Genomic DNA, 16,466 nt, shown 5'->3' on the forward strand with positions numbered 1-16,466 from the left:
GGCCCGCGCCTAGGCTCGGAGGACGACCGCCTCGGCGGCGCGACGACGGGAGCGGGAATTGCGACGACTCGGCTACGAGCGGTTCGGCGGACCGGACGTGCTGTCCTGGCGGGAGGCCCCGGTGCCGATGCCCGGACGCGGCGAGGTGCTGGTGCGCACGCGCGCCGCGAGCATCAACGCGACCGACGAGAAGATCCTCTCCGGTGCCGCCCGGATCATGGCGGTCGGCCGGAAGCGCCCCTACGGCTTCGGACTCGACATCGCCGGCACGGTCGAGGCGCTCGGCCCCGGCGACCACTCCGTCTCGATCGGCGACCGCGTCGTCGGCATGACCCGCGACGGCGACGCGTTCGCCGACGCCGCGATCGTCCGCGGCCGCTCGCTGGTCCCGCTGCCCGACTCCCTCGACGACGTGCAGGGAGTGACGCTGGCGATGTCCGGCGGCACCGCGATCGGCACGGTCGACGCCCTGCGGGTCCGCGCCGGCGAGCAGATCCTGGTGGGCGGCGGCTCCGGCGCGATCGGGAACCTCGTCGTGCAGCTGCTGCTCCGCGCGGGCTGCACCGTCGCCGCGACCGGCTCGGCCGCGTCCGCCGACACCCTGTGCGCGCTCGGCGCCGAGCCGCACGACTACCGCCTGCTCGACCTCGGCGTGCTCGGCGGGCGCTTCGACGCGGTGCTCGACGTCTCCGGGCACCTGCCGGCGAGGGACGCCGCGCTCCTCCTCGCCGACGGCGGCCGCTACGCCACCCTCGTGCCGAGCGGCCCGGACCTCGGCGCCCAGGCGGCGAGCCTCGTCCGGCGCGGCCGCCCGAAGGTGAGCAACCTGATCGTGACGGCGAGCGCCGAGCGCATCGGCCGGGCCGTCTCGCTGGCCGTCTCGGGCGAGCTCGTCCCCGCGGCCGGCGCCGTGCATCCGCTCGAGGACGTCATCGCCGTGCTCTCGCGGCGAGCGCAGGGCACCGACCGGACGATCGGCAAGATCGTCTTCACCGCCGACGACGCGGCTCCGCTGAGCTGATCGGATCTGAGCCGACCGGCTCGGCGGACTCGCCCTTCTCCTCGCGCGGCGCCGCGCCGCCGAGGGAGAGGGTCGCCGCGAAGCCGACGGCGAGGAAGCCCGCCGCGGCGAAGGCGGCGAAGCGCGTGCCGTCCGACAGCGCCACCCCGGCCGCGCGGGCGACGTCCGCCGTGCCCGGGTCGGCCGCGAGTCCGGCGATGGCCGCTCCCGAGGAGTCGACGACGGCGTCCACGGTGCTGCTGACCTGCGCGGCCGGCAGCCCCTGCTCCTCCAGCGACGAGGTGAGCACGCCCGCGGTCGAGGTGTAGAGGATGGTGCCCAGCACCGCGATGCCGAGCGCCGAGCCGATCTGCCGGGCGGTCGACTGGGTGCCGGAGCCCTGGCCGCTGAGCTCGACGGGCACGTCGCGGAGGACCACTCCGGTCAGCTGCGCGGTGGCGAGGCCGACACCGAAGCCGTAGACGGCGAGGAAGGGCACGAGCGCCCACCACGGCGTCGTGTCGGAGACGACGGCGCCGATGCCGACGACGCCCACGATCTCGGCCGCGAGCCCCACCCGGACGATCAGCACGGCCGAGACGCGGTTGCCGAAGGCGCCCGCGAAGCCGGAGGCGACGAACGAGCCGAGCGCGAGGGCGATCAGCACCAGCCCGGTCTGCACGGCGGTGTAGCCGAGCACGTTCTGCAGCCAGATCGGCAGGGCGAGGATGATGCCGAACTCGCCGAGCGAGACGATCATCGCGGCGATGCTGCCGTTGCGGAACGAGGCCAGCCGGAAGAGCCTCAGCGAGAGCATCGCCGAGCGGCCGGCGCGCTCGCGGGCCCGGCCCCAGAGCACGAACGCGATCGTCGCGAGGACCGCGACGACGAAGGCGACCGGCACCGGCGAGGGCAGCCACCAGCCCAGGCTCCGGCCCTCGATCAGCCCGAAGACCAGGCCGGCCGAGGCGACGACCGAGAGCAGCGCGCCGACCAGGTCGACGCGACCCGCGTCCGGCTGCTTCGACTCGTCGACGAAGAGCAGCGCGCCGACGACGATGACGATCCCGAGCGGGATGTTGATCCCGAACGCCCAGCGCCAGGAGAAGTCGGTGGTGAGCCAGCCGCCGAGCAGCGGGCCGACGGCGGTCATGCCGCCGATCGTCGAGCCCCAGACGGCGAACGCGATCGCCCGCTCCTTGCCGCGGAACGTCGCGTTGATCAGCGACAGCGTCGACGGCAGCACCATCGCGCCGCCCACGCCCTGCACGACCCGGGACAGGATCAGCAGGTCGCCGGTGGCCGCGAGCGAGGCGGCCACGGACGAGAGCGCGAACAGCGCGATGCCGACGACGAGCATCCGGCGCCGCCCCCAGCGGTCGGCGAGCGTGCCGAAGGCGAGCAGGAGCGCCGCGAAGACGAGCGTGTACGACTCCTGCACCCACTGCACCTGGGTCGAGGTGATGCCGAGGTCCGCGACGATCGACGGGATCGCCACGTTCACGATCGTCGAGTCGACGATGATCGTCGCGACGCCGAGGCTGATCACGATCAGTCCGATCCAGCGGCGCCGTGCTGCTGCGAGAGCCATGAGGCCGTCCTCCTCCGCCCCGGAACCGGTCCGGAGCTCCATTAGTAAGCCAGCTGACTATATGCCTCGGCGGCCCGCTCGCGCCAGGGTGGCGCGTGGAGAGGGGTCCGGAACAGTACCGGCCCGTGCCCCGCTGGACAAGGGCGAGAACCGCTCAGGGAGCGTTCGTCAGGATGGTCGCATGCCCGCATCTCCCCGTTCCTTCCCCTATCCCCTCGGCGTCTCCCTGCGCGGCGACGCCGGCGCGAACGTCGCCGTCTACTCCGAGACCGCGGACAGCGTCGAGGTCTGCCTCTTCGACTCCTCCGGAGCCGAGACCCGTGTCGCCCTCTCCGAGCGCACCGGACACGTCTTCCACGGCATCGTCCCCGAGATGACAGTCGGCACCCGCTACGGTCTGCGCGTCGACGGCCCCTGGGACCCCGCCAACGGCCTCCGCCACAACGCCGCGAAGCTCCTGCTCGACCCGCACGCCACCGCGATCGAGGGCGGCTACGACTGGAGCGAGGACGTCTTCGGCCAGTTCTACGAGGACGCCGACACGCGCAACGACGCCGACGACGCGGCCGCCGTGCCGCGCTGCGTCGTGACCGACCCCGACTCCTTCGACTGGACCGGCGACGAGGCCCCGCGCATCCCGCTGGACGAGACCGTCGTCTACGAGGTGCACGTGAAGGGCTTCACTCAGCTGCACCCGGACGTGCCCGAGAACGTCCGCGGCACCTACCGCGGCCTCGCGCACCCCGCGTCGATCAAGCACTTCACCGACCTCGGCGTGACCTCGGTCGAGCTGCTGCCGGTGCACCAGTTCGTGCAGGACTCGCACCTCGTCGAGAAGGGCCTGCGCAACTACTGGGGCTACAACTCGCTCGGCTTCTTCGCGCCGCACAACGAGTACTCGCACGCCGGCGACGACGGCTCGCAGGTCGACGAGTTCAAGGCCATGGTCAAGGCGTTCCACGAGGCGGGCCTCGAGGTCATCCTCGACGTGGTCTACAACCACACCGCCGAGGGCAACGACAAGGGACCGACGCTGTCCTTCAAGGGCATCGACAACGGCTCGTACTACCGCCTCGTCGAGGACGACCGCGCCAACTACTTCGACACCACCGGCACCGGCAACAGCCTCAACGTCGCGCATCCCGCGGCGCTGGGCCTGATCATGGACTCGCTGCGCTACTGGGTGACCGAGATGCACGTCGACGGCTTCCGCTTCGACCTGGCCACCACGCTCACCCGCCAGACCGGCGAGGCCGAGGTGCACAGCGCCTTCCTCGACCTGATCGCGCAGGACCCGGTGCTCGCGCCCGTCAAGATGATCGCCGAGCCGTGGGACACCGCCGGCTACCAGGTGGGCGGCTTCCCCGCCGACTGGTCGGAGTGGAACGGGAAGTTCCGCGACGACGTGCGCGACTTCTGGCACGGTGCCGACTCGGTGCTCGGCACGACCGCGCAGCGGATCCTCGGCTCGCCGGACGTCTACGAGGCCGACAAGCGCTCCCCCGTCTCGAGCGTCAACTTCGTCACCGCGCACGACGGCTTCACTCTCGCCGACCTCACCGCCTACTCGCGCAAGCACAACGCGGCCAACGGCGAGGACAACAACGACGGCGAGAGCGACAACCGCTCCTCGAACAACGGCGCGGAGGGCGCGACCGACAACGGCGCCGTCAACGAGCGCCGGGCCCGGATGCGCCGCAACTTCCTCGCGACGCTGCTGCTCTCGGCCGGCGTGCCGATGATCCTCGGCGGCGACGAGCTCGCGCGCACCCAGGGCGGCAACAACAACGCCTACTGCCAGGACGACGAGATCTCGTGGTTCGACTGGGAGAACGCGGACCTCAACCTGCTCGCCTTCACCCGCGAGCTGATCGCGCTGCGGAAGGCCGAGCCGGCCCTGCGGCCGAAGTGGTTCCGCCGCGCCCCCGGCGACGGTCCCGAGACCGTCGACATCCTGCGCTCGGACGCCGCCGGCTTCGCCGACGAGGACTGGGACAACCCGGACGCCCGCTCGATCACGTTCGTCTTCCGCTCCGAGGGCAGCGCCAGCTTCGCGCTGCTGCTGAACTCGGCGGAGAACGGCGTCGAGTTCACGGTGCCGGACGCACCCGGCGCCGAGTGGCAGCTGGCCGCCTCGAGCGACCCGGAGCAGGTCGTCGAGGGCGAGGTCACCACGCTGATCGTGCGCGACGCGTCCTTCACGCTGCTGCGCTCCGCCGCCTCCTGATGACTGGGCCGGGCCGGACCTCGCGGCGCCTGCGCTTCAGCGGGCGCATCGCGGGGTTCGGCACGGCCTCCGGCACCCGGATCGTGCTCGGGCTGTGGGAGAGCACGCCGTTCGGCGCGTTCGCCGACGCCATGGTCGAGCGGGCGGACGGGCACCGGCTCCTGATCGCGCCGACGGACGAGGTCGCGGACTTCATCGGGTCGACGTACTCGTTCGACGAGGTGCGGCTCGCGCCGGTCGCCTGGCACCGCGTCGACGGCGGGATCGAGGCCACGGCCGGCGCGCTCTCGCTCGCACTGCGGCTCGGCGAGCTCACTCCGCTGGGCCGCCTGCTGCGCGTCGTGCCGCGGCCGCTCGCCGAGCACCCGGCCTGGTTGACCGCGATCTCCCCGGTCGCCTCCGTGCTGGTGCGCGGCGTGAGCACCGCCGGCTCGGCCGGCCACGGCAGGCGGGAGTACTACGGCGTCCGCGCCATCCGCTCGATTTTCGGGGTCACCGCCTCGCTCGACGGCGCGGACCTCGGCGCACTCGGCCCGCTGTCGCCGCCGGTCCGCTTCGGCTTCTCGTCGGCACCGGCCACGCCGGCGATCGTCGACGTCACCACCACCATCACGCTGCCCCGGACCCCCGGTGCGGCACGAGAGAGAGGAAGCGCCTCATGAAGAAGGGCGACAAGATCAGCTGGAACACCTCGCAGGGCGAGACCCACGGCGAGCTGGTCGAGAAGAAGACGAAGGAGTTCCAGTTCGAGGGGCAGAAGTTCAACGCCTCGGACGACGAGCCCTACTGGATCGTGCAGAGCGACAAGACCGACGCGAAGGCCGCGCACAAGGAGTCCTCGCTCAAGAAGAAGTAGCGGCGCACACTGGGGAGCATGAGTGACGACGACGACGTGCGCCGACTGGCGCTCCTGCTCCCCGGCACCGAGGAGCGGACCGCCTACGGCACCCCGGCCTTCTACGCCGGCCCGAGGATGTTCGCCCGCCTGCACCAGCGGCCGGGTGTCCTGCTCGTCTGGCGGGCCGATCTCGGCGAGCGCGAGGCGCTGCTGCAGAGCGACCCGGAGACGTACTTCACGACGAGCCACTACGACGGGCATCCGAGCGTGCTCGTGCGGCTGGAGAAGATCGGCGCGGACGAGCTCGGCGAGCTGCTGCTCGAGGCGTGGGCCGCGAGGGCGCCGCGCCGGCTGCTCGACGGCGAGGCCTGACTCCTAGATCCCACGGCGACGAGTCACAGCTGTGCGCCGCGGCGACGAGTCACAGCTGTGCGCCGCGGCGCACCAGCTCGTGCACCCAGGCGAGCTTCTCGGCGATCGCGGGCGTGATGACGAAGGGGTAGAGGTCGTCCTTGCCCATCGAGCGGTTCACGCTGTTGAGGGCGAGCGAGAAGCCGTGCCAGCGGGCGAGGATCTCGGGCATCTCCAGGCCGGAGACCCGCTCCGCTCCGGTCGCCTGCACGCCGCCGACGAGCGACTCGGGGAGGCGGCCCCAGGGCCCCGCGACGGTCAGGCCGACCGTGGCGGTCGTCTCCAGCGCGTCGGCGATGTGCAGGTAGTGCGCGAAGGTCTCGGCGAAGTCCTCCCACGGGTGCGTCGTGGCGTACTGCGAGATGTGGTCGCTCGCCCAGTCCTCGGTCGAGGAGCCGCCGTAGTGCGCGTCGAGCGCGGCGCCGTAGTCGGCCCGCTCGTCGCCGAACAGCGCGCGGAACGCGGGCAGGAGCGACGTGCCGTCGACGAGCAGCTGCCAGTAGTAATGGCCGATCTCGTGCCGGAAGTGGCCGAGCATCGTCCGGTAAGGCTCGCCGAGGCGGGCCTTCAGCGCCTCGCGGTGCGCGTCGTTCCCCTCGGCGAGATCGACGGTGATCACGCCGTCGGCGTGCCCGGTCGTCACGGAGCCCTGCGCGGAGGAGAGCAGCTCGAAGGACAGCCGCCGACCGCGGTGCACCGGCAGGTCGAGGTGCCGCAGCTGGCGCAGCAGCCGCCGCTTGGCGAACTCGGCGACCGTCAGCTGGCTCAGCGTCGCCGCGTCGTACACCGGCGGCCGGGCGCTGGTCAGGGCGCAGGAGGCGCAGGCGCCGCCGGTGCCCTCCGCCGCGAGCCAGGTGCAGTCGATCGTTCCGCGGTAGACGCAGAGCGCGCGCCCCTCGGCCTCGACGAGCACGTCCGCGTCGACGTCGTAGGCGAGCGGCGTGCCGCAGCGCAGGCACCGCGCGTCCTCGAACTCCACCCGCGCCTCGCAGTGCGGACAGCCGAAGACGCGCATGACGGGCGAGTTTACCCGCCTTCAGGCCCGACGAGCCTCGAGCCCTCACCGGCGTCGGCGCCGGCCATGTCGGCGAGGACATCGACGACGACGCTCCGGATCCCCGCGAACGCCTCCGACGACGAGTCCGCCGCCCAGGAGAGCGAGGGGAACTCCGCCACGGTGCCGAGGAACTGCTCGTCCTCCTGCGACCACTGGACCCGGTAGGTGCAGCGCTCCGCATCGATCATCGTCGCTCCCCTTCCCCTTCTCGGTCGCCGCGAGCACCTGCTCGACGTGACCGGACGAGTATCACGGGCGATCTCAGCGAGGCAGTGATCGTGCGCCAGGCCACGTCACCGCGAACGGCGTCTCTCCAGACCTCGCCTGCGCGGAGACGGTGGGCCGGGCGCAGGACGCGCTCCTCACCGAACGGGGAGCGACCCGAGCCGAGGACGCTCGACCGCCGAGCGGTACAGTTGTGTCATGGACGTCAAGCAGGCCGCCGAGCGACTCGGAGTGACTCCGCGCCGCGTGGTGGCGCTGATCGCCGCCGGCCGGATCGAGGCGACGAAGGTCGGCCGCCGCTGGGAGGTGACGGAGGTGCCCGGCGCACGTTCGCGCCGTCCGCTCTCCGCCAGGTCGCGGCAGTCGCTGGCGCACGCCCTGCACGAGCGGACCCTGTCGGGCCTCGAGGGGCAGGAGCGCGCCAGGACCGCCGCGCGCATCCGCCGGCTCCGCGCGTCGCAGGACCCCGCAGGGTTGCTGGCGGACTGGTGGGGTGGAGAGGTGGAGTCCGGGCTCGTCGACTTCGGCACCAATCTCGTGCAGCACGCGCTCCACGGTGATTCCGACTACGTGCGGGAGGCTCTGCACCGACCGCGACGCGAGTACCTGCGACGTCTGGAAGACCTGGCGGATACTGTGAGCTCGGAGCGACGCATCATGGGACTCTCGATCGACGACCTCGCGCGAACCGCGGACGTGGACGTCTCCGACGTCCGACGCCTCGAACGCGGGCTGCCGGTGTCGCGGCCCTCGACCGCGCGACGAGTGCTGGACGCCCTGGGCGTCGAGCCGACCGCGCTTCCCGACCTGGTGCTGCGATGACGGAACGACTCGAAGCGTGGCTCGAAGGCAGACATGCCGGGCGGTTCACCCGAGACGCCGACGGCACGATCGGCTTCACCTACTCCGACGACGCACCGTCGACGCCGATCTCCCTGTCGCTGCCGCGCGAGGGCACGACGACGCGCACGGCGGCGGCGAGGTTCCTCGACAACCTGCTGCCCGACCAGGAGCACACGCGACGCCGGATGGCACAGGCGTACGGGGTCGCGAGCACGGGGACGTTCGAGCTCCTGCGCACGGTCGGCGGTGACGTCGCCGGCGGCCTGGTGCTCCTCCCGGACGGCGAGGCACCGCTGACAGGACCGGCGCAGCTGAACCCCGCTCTCGATGGGGACGTGGCCGATCGCATCAACAGCATCAAGCTCGATCCAGATGCCTGGGTGCCGAGACAGACTCCCGCGCGCTTCTCCCTCGCGGGAACGCAGGGGAAGTTCGCCCTGGCTCGAGTGGACCGGAACTGGTACTGGTCGAACGCCGCCGTGCCGTCGACCCACATCGTCAAGCCCGCGCGCCTCGAGCACCTCGGTCTCGAGGCGGCGGAAGCGGCCGCGCTGACGCTGGCTGCGGACGTCGGCCTCCATGCTCCCCGGGCGGCTGTCCTGCACACGAAGGATCAGACGGCCTTCGTCGTGGAGCGCTTCGACCGGATTCTCGACGATGAGAGCGTCTTCGCGCGACGGATTCATGCCGAGGATCTCGCTCAGGCGCTGGGCATCGACGTTGCACGGAAGTACTCCGTGACGGCCGCGCAGATCGTGGAGAAGCTCCGGTCGGTCGACGCGACCGGCGGGGTGGTGCGCGCCTTCCTCCGGCAGCTGGCCTTCAACATCCTCATCGGCAACGCTGACGCGCACGCCAAGAACTACTCCGTCCTTCTCCGCCCCGACACCGTCCTCCTGGCCCCGATCTACGACGCGGTTCCGACCGGCCTGTACCCGGCGTTCGATCAGGAGCTGGCGATGCGCATCGCCGGCGCGCGGTTCCCGCAGGCGGTGACGCAGAACCACTGGCGGAAGTTCGCGAGGAGCACGGGGATCGACGAGGAGGAGGTCGTCACTCTCGTGGAAGAGGTGGCGCGCGGCGTCGCCGCGAGGAACGACACCGCGTGGAGAACTCTCGACGACGATCAGGCGACGCTTCTGAAAGAGACCGTGGAGCGCAACGTCGCCGTCGCGCTGGCACGGCCCCGCCGGGCGACTGAGACCTAGGCGATGCGGATCAGCTTCTTGTTGACGAACTCCTCGAGGGCGCTGCGGCCCATCTCGCGGCCGGTGCCCGAGCGCTTGACGCCGCCGAAGGGGAGCTCGGCCGCGTCGCCGAGGACGAGGTTGATCCAGACCATGCCGGCGTCGATGCGGTCGGCCAGGCGGAGGGCCTGCTCCGAGTCGGTCGTGTAGAGGTACGAACCGAGGCCGTACGGGGTGTCGTTGGCGAGCGCGATCGCCTCGTCCTCGTCGTGCACGCGGTAGAGCGCGGCGACGGGGCCGAAGAACTCCTCGCGGTAGGCGTTCATCTCGGGGGTGACGTCCTCGAGGACAGCCGGCGGGAAGAAGTTGCCGGTGACCTCGCCGCTGGCGCGCACGGTCGCGCCCTGCTCGCGGGCGACGGCGAGCTGCTGCTCGAGGCGCTCGGTCGCGGCGGCGGAGGAGAGCGGGCCGAGCAGGGTCCCCTCGGCGAAGGGATCCGCGGGGCGGGCGGCGGTGAAGGCCGCGGTGAACTTCTCCGCGAACGTGTCGTAGAGCGCGTCGATGACGATGAAGCGCTTGGCGGCGTTGCAGGACTGGCCGTTGTTGTCGAGGCGGGCGGCGACCGCGTCCTCGACGGCCTTGTCGAGGTCGTCGGTGGAGAGCAGCACGAACGGGTCGGAGCCGCCCAGCTCGAGCACGACCTTCTTGAGGTTGCGGCCGGCGATCTCGGCGACGGCCGCTCCCGCGCGCTCGGAGCCGGTGACGGAGACGCCCTGCACCCGCGGGTCGGCGATGACGGTCGCCGCCTGGTCGTTGCTCGCGTAGAGGTTGACGTAGACGCCGGCGGGGGCGCCGAGCTCCTCGGCGGCCGTGCGGAAGATGTCGGCGATCGCGGCGGCCGACTCCGGGCACTGCGGCGCGTGCTTGAGCATGATCGTGTTGCCGTTCACCACGTTCGGGCCGGCGAAGCGGGCGACCTGGTAGTAGGGGAAGTTCCAGGGCATGATCCCCAGCAGCACGCCCAGGCCCGAGCGGCGGACGAACGCCGAGCCGGTGCCGTCGGCCAGCGCGATCGGCTCGTCCTTCAGGAACTCCTCGCCGTTCTCCGCGTAGTAGCGGTAGATGTCGGCCGCGAAGCCGACCTCGCCCTGCGCCTGGTCGAGCGGCTTGCCCATCTCTCGGACGATGATCTCGGCGAGGGCGTCCGCGCGCTCGACGTGCAGGTCCGCGACGCGGGCGATCAGCGCGGCGCGGGTGGCGACGGGCACGGTGCGCGACCAGGTGGAGTACGCGTCGTGGGCCGAGGCGATCGCGTCGGCGAGCTCGGCGTCGGTGATGCCGGGGTACTCGCTCAGCGTCTCGCCCGAGGCCGGGTCGATGACGGCGTAGCTGCTGCTGCTCATGCGGGGAGTGCTCCTTCACGGTCGCGGGCCGGCGCGGTCGCGTCGGCGGTGTCGTGCTGTGTCTCGGCGTCAGCGGAGTCCTCGTCGAGGATCTCCTGCGCCAGGCGCCGTCCGACGCGGATCGCGCCGTCGACGTGCTGGTAGCCCTCGGCCGCGAGGTCGCTCGAGCCGAAGCGGAGCGGGCCCACCGGCTCCAGCTGCAGCGCGCCGTAGCGGGTCAGCCCGCCGAGGTCGAAGCTCGCGGCGTACGCGCCCTGCGTCCACTCCTCCGACGCCCAGTCGCTCTCGTAGTAGACGACGGGGTCGAGCGCGGCCGGGCCGTAGTAGGCGGCGAGCGAGTCGAGGATCGCGGCCTTCCGCTCGGCCTCGGGCAGCGCGAGCACTCGGTCGGCCTTCTCGTCCGAGACGAAGCCGACGAGGGTGCCGCGCTCCTCCCCCGCGTTGGAGTTGTCGTAGGCCTCGTGCACGAGGGCGTGCGGGCTGAACGCGGTGCCGGAGAGGCCGTCCGCCCGCCAGAACGGGGTCGCGTAGGTCGCGTGGACCTTGATCACGAGGCCGAGGGACTGGTGCTGGAGCGCCTGCTGGCGGAGCCGGGGCAGCGGCGGGTCGAAGGTGATCCGGTTGACGAGGTTCGGCGGCACGGCGACGATCGCGCGGCGGGCCCGCACCGTGACGCCCTCGGCGCGCACGGTCACGCCGTCGTCGCCGTACTCGACGGAGCGGACCGGCCGGCCGAGCAGCACGCGCTCGGAGCCCACGCGCTCGGCGAGCCGCTCCGGGACCTGCTGGAGCCCGCCGAGGACGCGCTTGTCGAGGATGAAGTCGGCGTCGACGAGGTTGCCGAAGCTGCCCGCACTCGCCGCCATCAGCAGCGCCTGGAGCAGGGAGAAGGAGTGCGCGGGCTTGGTGAGCATGGCGTCGGCGATGAAGAGCGCGATGTTCGCGCGGGCCTCGGCGTCGTCGCTCTGCGCCTCCAGCCAGGCGCTGAAGCTGATCCGGTCGTAGTCGTGCGCCCGCGGGTGCGACCACGGCGCGGACGGGTCGGTCTCGGCGACGAGGCCGTCGAGGATCCCGATCAGGCGCTCGATCTCGGCCTCGGTGCTCGCGCCGCCGGGGAAGATGTCGCCGGTGAAGCGCCGGGCGCCGCCGTCGGCGCCGATGTAGACGCTCTCGCCCTCGCGGTAGCGGGAGTAGGTGTCCAGGCCCAGCTCGTCGAGCGTCTCGAGCAGGGCGGTCTGATCCGGCGAGACCCACTGGCCGCCGAGCTCGAGCATCTGGCCGTCGACCACGCGGGTCTCGAGGCGGCCGCCGACGCGCTCGCGCGCCTCGAGGACGACGACGCGGCGGCCCTGCTCCTGCAACCGGAGGGCGGCGGTCAGGCCGGTGGCGCCGGCGCCGATCACGACCACGTCGCAGTCGAGATCGGATTCGAGGGCGGTCGCGCTGGACTCCACCACGCTGTGCATGACAACTCTTTCCGTCGGTGATCCCCGCTTTCGACGAGGGATTGCGAACAATTCTGGCACAGCAACGGTGGAGAAGGGCAGTGCGGGACGTGACGGATCGGTCTTTCCCGCGATACATAGGCGTGCTATGTTTAAGCACGTGCTCGAACCCTCCGCCCCCGTCCGCCTCGCCTCCGCCGCCACCGCGCTCGCGCGGTACGCCGGCCGCTCCAGCGGCGCCACCGGGCTCGGCGCGCAGTCCGGTGCCGTCTGGTCGACGCTCGCCGAGCTGCGCACCGCCTCCCCGATCCGCCTCGGCGAGCTCGCCGAGCGTGTCCGGGTCACCCAGCCGACGATGACCGGCATCATCGCGCGCCTCGACGAGGCCGGCTGGATCCGCCGCGTGCACGACGAGAGCGACGGTCGCGCCTGGCTGATCGAGGGCACCGAGGCGGGAGCCGCGGCGCTCACCGAGCACCGCCTCCGCCTCGACACCGCCCTCGCCCCGCTGTTCGACGACCTCGACGACGACGACCGCCGCGCCCTCGAGCGCGCCGCGGCCCTCGTCGAGGAGCGCGTCCTGCGCGTCGCCGGCGGTCCCGCCTCCTGACTCCCCTTCCCGCACGACCCCTCCCCCGAAAGGCCCCTCCGTGTCCACTCCCCACTCCCCCGCCGCGGGCGGCTCGATCCTCCGGCAGCCGCTCGCCGTCTGGGCCGTCGCCTTCGCCGCCGTCATCGCCTTCATGGGCATCGGCCTCGTCGACCCGATCCTCCCGGCCATCGCCGAGAGCCTCGAGGCGACGCCGACCGAGACCTCGCTGCTGTTCACCAGCTACCTCGTGATCACCGGCGTCGTGATGTTCTTCACCAGCTGGCTCTCCAGCCGCATCGGCGCGAAGAAGACGCTGATGATCGGCCTGGTGCTGATCGTGGTCTTCGCCGCGCTCGCCGGCACGGCCGGCAGCGTCGAGGGCGTCATCGGCTTCCGCGCCGGCTGGGGCTTCGGCAACGCGCTCTTCATCTCGACCGCGCTCTCGACGATCGTCGGCGCGGCCAGCGGAGGCTCCTCCGCGGCGATCGTGCTCTACGAGGCCGCGCTCGGCGTCGGCATCGCGATCGGCCCGCTGCTCGGCGGCCTGCTCGGCTCGGTCTCCTGGCGCGGACCGTTCTTCGGCACGGCCGTGCTGATGGCCGTCGGCTTCATCGCCATCGCGACCCTGCTGCGCGAGGACGGCCCGCGGCCGACCCCGACGCCGCTCTCCGCGCCGTTCAAGGCGCTGGCCGTGCCCGCGATCCGCACCCTCGCCGGTGCCGCACTGTTCTACAACATCGGCTTCTTCGTGCTGCTGGCCTACACGCCGTACCCGCTCGGACTCGACGAGATGGGGCTCGGCTTCACCTTCTTCGGCTGGGGCCTCGGCGTCGCGATCACCTCGGTCTTCGTCGCTCCGCTGCTGACCGCGCGGCTGCCGCGCACCGTCGTGCTCCGCTCGGTGCTGGTGCTGCTCGCGCTCGACCTCGTCGCCGGCGGACTGCTGATCTCCTCGCGGGTCGGCCTGATCGTCTGCATCATCGTCGGCGGCCTGCTGCTGGGCGTCGTCAACACCGTGCTGACCGAGTGCGTGATGGAGGCGACCGACCTGCCGCGCTCCGTGGCCTCGTCCTCCTACTCGGGCGTGCGCTTCCTCGGCGGCGCTATCGCCCCGCCGGCCGCCTCGGCGCTGGCCGCGGCGATCTCGCCGGCCTTCCCGATGTACGCGGCGGCGGGCGCGGTGCTGATCGCCTCGCTGATCGTCTTCCTCGGGCGGCGGACGCTGGCGCGCGCGGACGCGCACGGGGCGGAGAGCGCCGCCGTCGAGGCGCAGTCGATCGCGGTGGGCGAGAGCCTCTGAGCGCGTCGGTCTCGATACGCCCCTCCGGGGCTACTCGACCAGCATGCAGGACAGCGTCAGCTCCGTTGCAGCATCTCTCTGTTGATCGAGTAGCACCGAGATCCACCACCGTCCAGGCCTGAGCCGTCAGGGCGCGACCTCGAACATCCGGGGGCGCAGCGGCGCCGTGCGCGGGTCCGCGGCGCAGGCCGCGAGGGCGGCCAGGACACCGGCGGCCGGGCGCGCCTCGCGGACGTACACGTCGACGCCCGCCGGGGTGAACGGCGTGCGGGCGAAGCGGGTCAGCGCCCAGCCCGCCTCGGCGTCGGCGGCGACGAAGGACCAGCGGCTGCGGGCGAGCAGCGTCAGCGGCTCGACGCCCCGCCAGCGGAAGCCGTCGGGATCCGCGGGGTCGGGGGCGTCGATCCCGACCACGTAGCGCGTCGAGCGCCGGCCGCGCCAGCTGACCACGTCGCCGACCTCGCCGCCGGGCAGGGGCGCGTAGGTGATCGCCACCCCCTCGCGCCCCCGCCAGAGCGGCAGGCTCGAGCCGCGCACGAACCAGGTGCCGGTCGCGAGCGCGGCGCGGTCGATCGCGGGAGCGTCGATCACGGCAGCGCGTGCTTCACGTTGGAGCGGGCCAGCGCGATCGCCTCGCCCGCGCCGCCGTTCATCACCATCTTCGACATCGCCAGTGCGAAGCCCTTCACCTGGGCGCCGGTGACCGTCGGCGGCAGCGAGAGCGCGAGCGGATCCGTGACCACGTCCACGAGCACGGGCCCCGGGTCGGCGAGCGCCTCGCGCAGCGCGGACTCCACCTCGCGCGGGTCCTCGACCCGGATCCCGCGGATGCCGACCGCCGTCGCGACCTGCGCGTAGTCGACCATCGGCACGTCCACCGCGAAGTCGGGGAAGCCGTCGACGAGCATCTCCACCTTCACCAGCCCGAGCGTCGAGTTGTTGAAGACGACGATGGTCACCGGCAGCTTGTAGGCCGCGACCGTCACCAGCTCGCCCATCAGCATCGAGAGCCCGCCGTCGCCGCTCAGCGAGACGACCTGGCGGCCGGGCTGCGCGAGCTGGGCGCCCACGGCCTGCGGCAGCGCGTTCGCCATCGAGCCGTGCGAGTACGAGCCCAGCAGCCGGCGGCGGCCGTTCGGCGTGACGTAGCGGGCCTGCCAGACGTTGCCCATGCCGGTGTCGGCGGTCACGATCGCGTCGTCGGCGAGCAGTGCGTCCAGCGTCGACGCGACCAGCTCGGGGTGGATCGGCCGCTTCGTGGCGACCTCGGTGTACTTGCCGACCACTCCCGTGACGAGCTTCTCGTGCTTCTTCAGGAGCTTGTCGAGGAAGCGGTGGTCCTTGCGCTTCACCAGCGGCGTCAGCGCGTCCAGGGTCGCGGCGACGTCGCCGTGCACGGGATGCGCGACGCTCACGCGGCGACCGAGCTTGGACGCGTCGCTGTCGACCTGCGCGATGACGACCTTCGACGCGTCCGGCAGGAACTGCTCGTAGGGGAAGTCGGTCCCGAGCAGGATCAGGAGGTCGGCGTCGTGCATGCCCGCGTGGGCGGCGCCGTAGCCGAGCAGCCCGGTCATGCCGACGTCGTAGGGGTTGTCGTACTGGATCCACTCCTTGCCGCGCAGGCTGTGCCCGATCGGCGCTCCGACGAGCTCGGCGAAGGCGACGACCTCGTCGTGCGCATCCCGCACGCCGGCGCCGGCGAAGATCGCGACCGTCTTCGCCTCGTCGATCGCCTGCGCGAGCGCGCGGACGTCGGCCGCGGCGGGCACCAGGGTCGGCCGCTCCGGAAGCACGAAGGACGGGAAGTCGCCCTCCGCCTCGAACTCGGCGACGTCGCCCGGGAGGGTCACCACGGCCACGCCGCGGAGCGCGACGGCACTGCGCATCGCCGCGTTGACGACCCGCGGGGCCTGCGCCGCGGTGGAGACCAGCTCGCGGTAGTGCGAGCACTCGACGAAGAGGCGGTCGGGGTGCGTCTCCTGGAAGTAGCCGGAGCCGATCTCGCCGCTCGGGATGTGGCTCGCGATGGCGAGCACGGGCGCACCCGAGCGGTGCGCGTCGTAGAGGCCGTTGATCAGGTGCAGGTTGCCGGGGCCGCAGCTCCCGGCGCAGACCGCCAGCTTCCCGGTGATCTGCGCCTCCGCGCCGGCCGCGAAAGCGGCGGCCTCCTCGTTGCGGACGTGGATCCAGTCGATCCCGCCCTTCGCCGAGCCGCCGCTGCGGCGCACCGCGTCGACGATCGGATTGAGCGAGTCCCCGACGATCCCGTAGATCCGGGCGACCCCGGCGTCGATGAGCTGGGCGATGAGCTGGTCTGCGACGGTCTTCTGAGCCATGCCCCCAT

16 protein-coding genes are annotated in these 16,466 nt (G+C 72.2%); 9 read left to right on the plus strand and 7 right to left on the minus strand.

Translation table 11 applies throughout. The features are described 5' to 3' along the window. Positions 1-58 precede the first annotated feature (58 nt). Positions 59-1,021, plus strand: a complete 963-nt coding sequence (locus MT351_RS01185; RefSeq protein WP_243581048.1) for an NADP-dependent oxidoreductase — start codon at positions 59-61, stop codon at positions 1,019-1,021. Here MT351_RS01185 and MT351_RS01190 read toward each other — a convergent pair. After that, positions 990-2,591: a DHA2 family efflux MFS transporter permease subunit gene (locus MT351_RS01190; protein WP_243581049.1), complete on the minus strand. Its 1,602-nt coding sequence runs from the start codon at positions 2,589-2,591 to the stop codon at positions 990-992. The two genes, MT351_RS01185 and MT351_RS01190, sit on opposite strands and share 32 nt — an antisense overlap. A 181-nt stretch (positions 2,592-2,772) precedes the next feature. Here MT351_RS01190 and glgX point away from each other — a divergent pair, with 181 nt between their 5' ends. From glgX to MT351_RS01210, 4 genes are read left to right on the plus strand one after another with little or no spacing between them, the layout of a single operon-like run. Continuing rightward, positions 2,773-4,818, plus strand: coding sequence for a glycogen debranching protein GlgX (glgX, locus tag MT351_RS01195; RefSeq protein ID WP_132434939.1), 2,046 nt, complete (start codon positions 2,773-2,775; stop codon positions 4,816-4,818). Continuing rightward, a complete protein-coding gene (locus MT351_RS01200; protein WP_132434941.1) occupies positions 4,818-5,480 on the plus strand; it encodes a hypothetical protein in 663 nt (220 codons plus the stop codon). The genes glgX and MT351_RS01200 overlap by 1 nt, the downstream gene beginning before the upstream one ends. Next, positions 5,477-5,674, plus strand: coding sequence for a DUF2945 domain-containing protein (locus MT351_RS01205; RefSeq protein ID WP_123701627.1), 198 nt, complete (start codon positions 5,477-5,479; stop codon positions 5,672-5,674). Before MT351_RS01200 ends, MT351_RS01205 begins: the two co-directional genes overlap by 4 nt. An 18-nt stretch (positions 5,675-5,692) precedes the next feature. Next, positions 5,693-6,028, plus strand: a complete 336-nt coding sequence (locus MT351_RS01210; RefSeq protein ID WP_243581050.1) for an MmcQ/YjbR family DNA-binding protein — start codon at positions 5,693-5,695, stop codon at positions 6,026-6,028. Positions 6,029-6,077: 49 nt separating this feature from the next. On the opposite strand, the gene MT351_RS01215 is transcribed toward MT351_RS01210, so the two are convergent. Beyond that, positions 6,078-7,082, minus strand: a complete 1,005-nt coding sequence (locus MT351_RS01215; protein ID WP_132434943.1) for a putative zinc-binding metallopeptidase — start codon at positions 7,080-7,082, stop codon at positions 6,078-6,080. 11 nt (positions 7,083-7,093) lie between these two features. After that, the gene (locus MT351_RS01220; protein WP_132434945.1) at positions 7,094-7,312 is read right to left on the minus strand and encodes a hypothetical protein; all 219 of its coding nucleotides are present in this window, start codon (positions 7,310-7,312) and stop codon (positions 7,094-7,096) included. A 235-nt stretch (positions 7,313-7,547) separates the two neighbouring features. Here MT351_RS01220 and MT351_RS01225 point away from each other — a divergent pair, with 235 nt between their 5' ends. Both MT351_RS01225 and MT351_RS01230 read left to right on the plus strand, forming a co-directional pair. Then, entirely contained in the window at positions 7,548-8,171 is a 624-nt protein-coding gene (locus MT351_RS01225; RefSeq protein WP_132435657.1) for a helix-turn-helix domain-containing protein, read from the plus strand. After that, a complete protein-coding gene (locus tag MT351_RS01230) occupies positions 8,168-9,400 on the plus strand; it encodes a HipA domain-containing protein (protein ID WP_243581052.1) in 1,233 nt (410 codons plus the stop codon). Before MT351_RS01225 ends, MT351_RS01230 begins: the two co-directional genes overlap by 4 nt. Here the strand turns inward: MT351_RS01230 and MT351_RS01235 are convergent. Together MT351_RS01235 and MT351_RS01240 are read right to left on the minus strand one after the other, a co-directional pair. After that, positions 9,397-10,782: an NAD-dependent succinate-semialdehyde dehydrogenase gene (locus MT351_RS01235; protein WP_132434949.1), complete on the minus strand. Its 1,386-nt coding sequence runs from the start codon at positions 10,780-10,782 to the stop codon at positions 9,397-9,399. The two genes, MT351_RS01230 and MT351_RS01235, sit on opposite strands and share 4 nt — an antisense overlap. Next, positions 10,779-12,248: an NAD(P)/FAD-dependent oxidoreductase gene (locus tag MT351_RS01240; protein ID WP_243581053.1), complete on the minus strand. Its 1,470-nt coding sequence runs from the start codon at positions 12,246-12,248 to the stop codon at positions 10,779-10,781. The genes MT351_RS01235 and MT351_RS01240 overlap by 4 nt, the downstream gene beginning before the upstream one ends. 127 nt (positions 12,249-12,375) lie before the next feature. Between MT351_RS01240 and MT351_RS01245 the strand changes: the two genes are divergently transcribed. Together MT351_RS01245 and MT351_RS01250 are read left to right on the plus strand one after the other, a co-directional pair. Next, positions 12,376-12,837, plus strand: coding sequence for a MarR family winged helix-turn-helix transcriptional regulator (locus tag MT351_RS01245; RefSeq protein ID WP_243581054.1), 462 nt, complete (start codon positions 12,376-12,378; stop codon positions 12,835-12,837). 40 nt (positions 12,838-12,877) lie between these two features. Continuing rightward, positions 12,878-14,119 (plus strand): MFS transporter, encoded by a 1,242-nt coding sequence (locus MT351_RS01250; protein ID WP_123444789.1) that lies wholly within the window; start codon positions 12,878-12,880, stop codon positions 14,117-14,119. 126 nt (positions 14,120-14,245) lie between these two features. Here the strand turns inward: MT351_RS01250 and MT351_RS01255 are convergent, their stop codons facing one another. Together MT351_RS01255 and MT351_RS01260 are read right to left on the minus strand one after the other, a co-directional pair. Then, entirely contained in the window at positions 14,246-14,710 is a 465-nt protein-coding gene (locus MT351_RS01255; protein WP_243581055.1) for a hypothetical protein, read from the minus strand. Then, a complete protein-coding gene (locus tag MT351_RS01260; RefSeq protein WP_243581056.1) occupies positions 14,707-16,458 on the minus strand; it encodes a pyruvate dehydrogenase in 1,752 nt (583 codons plus the stop codon). The genes MT351_RS01255 and MT351_RS01260 overlap by 4 nt, the downstream gene beginning before the upstream one ends. Positions 16,459-16,466 lie beyond the last annotated feature (8 nt).

The sequence above is a fragment of the Rathayibacter sp. VKM Ac-2926 genome (genome assembly GCF_022815565.1).
In the GTDB taxonomy this organism is placed as follows: Bacteria; Actinomycetota; Actinomycetes; order Actinomycetales; family Microbacteriaceae; genus Rathayibacter; species Rathayibacter festucae.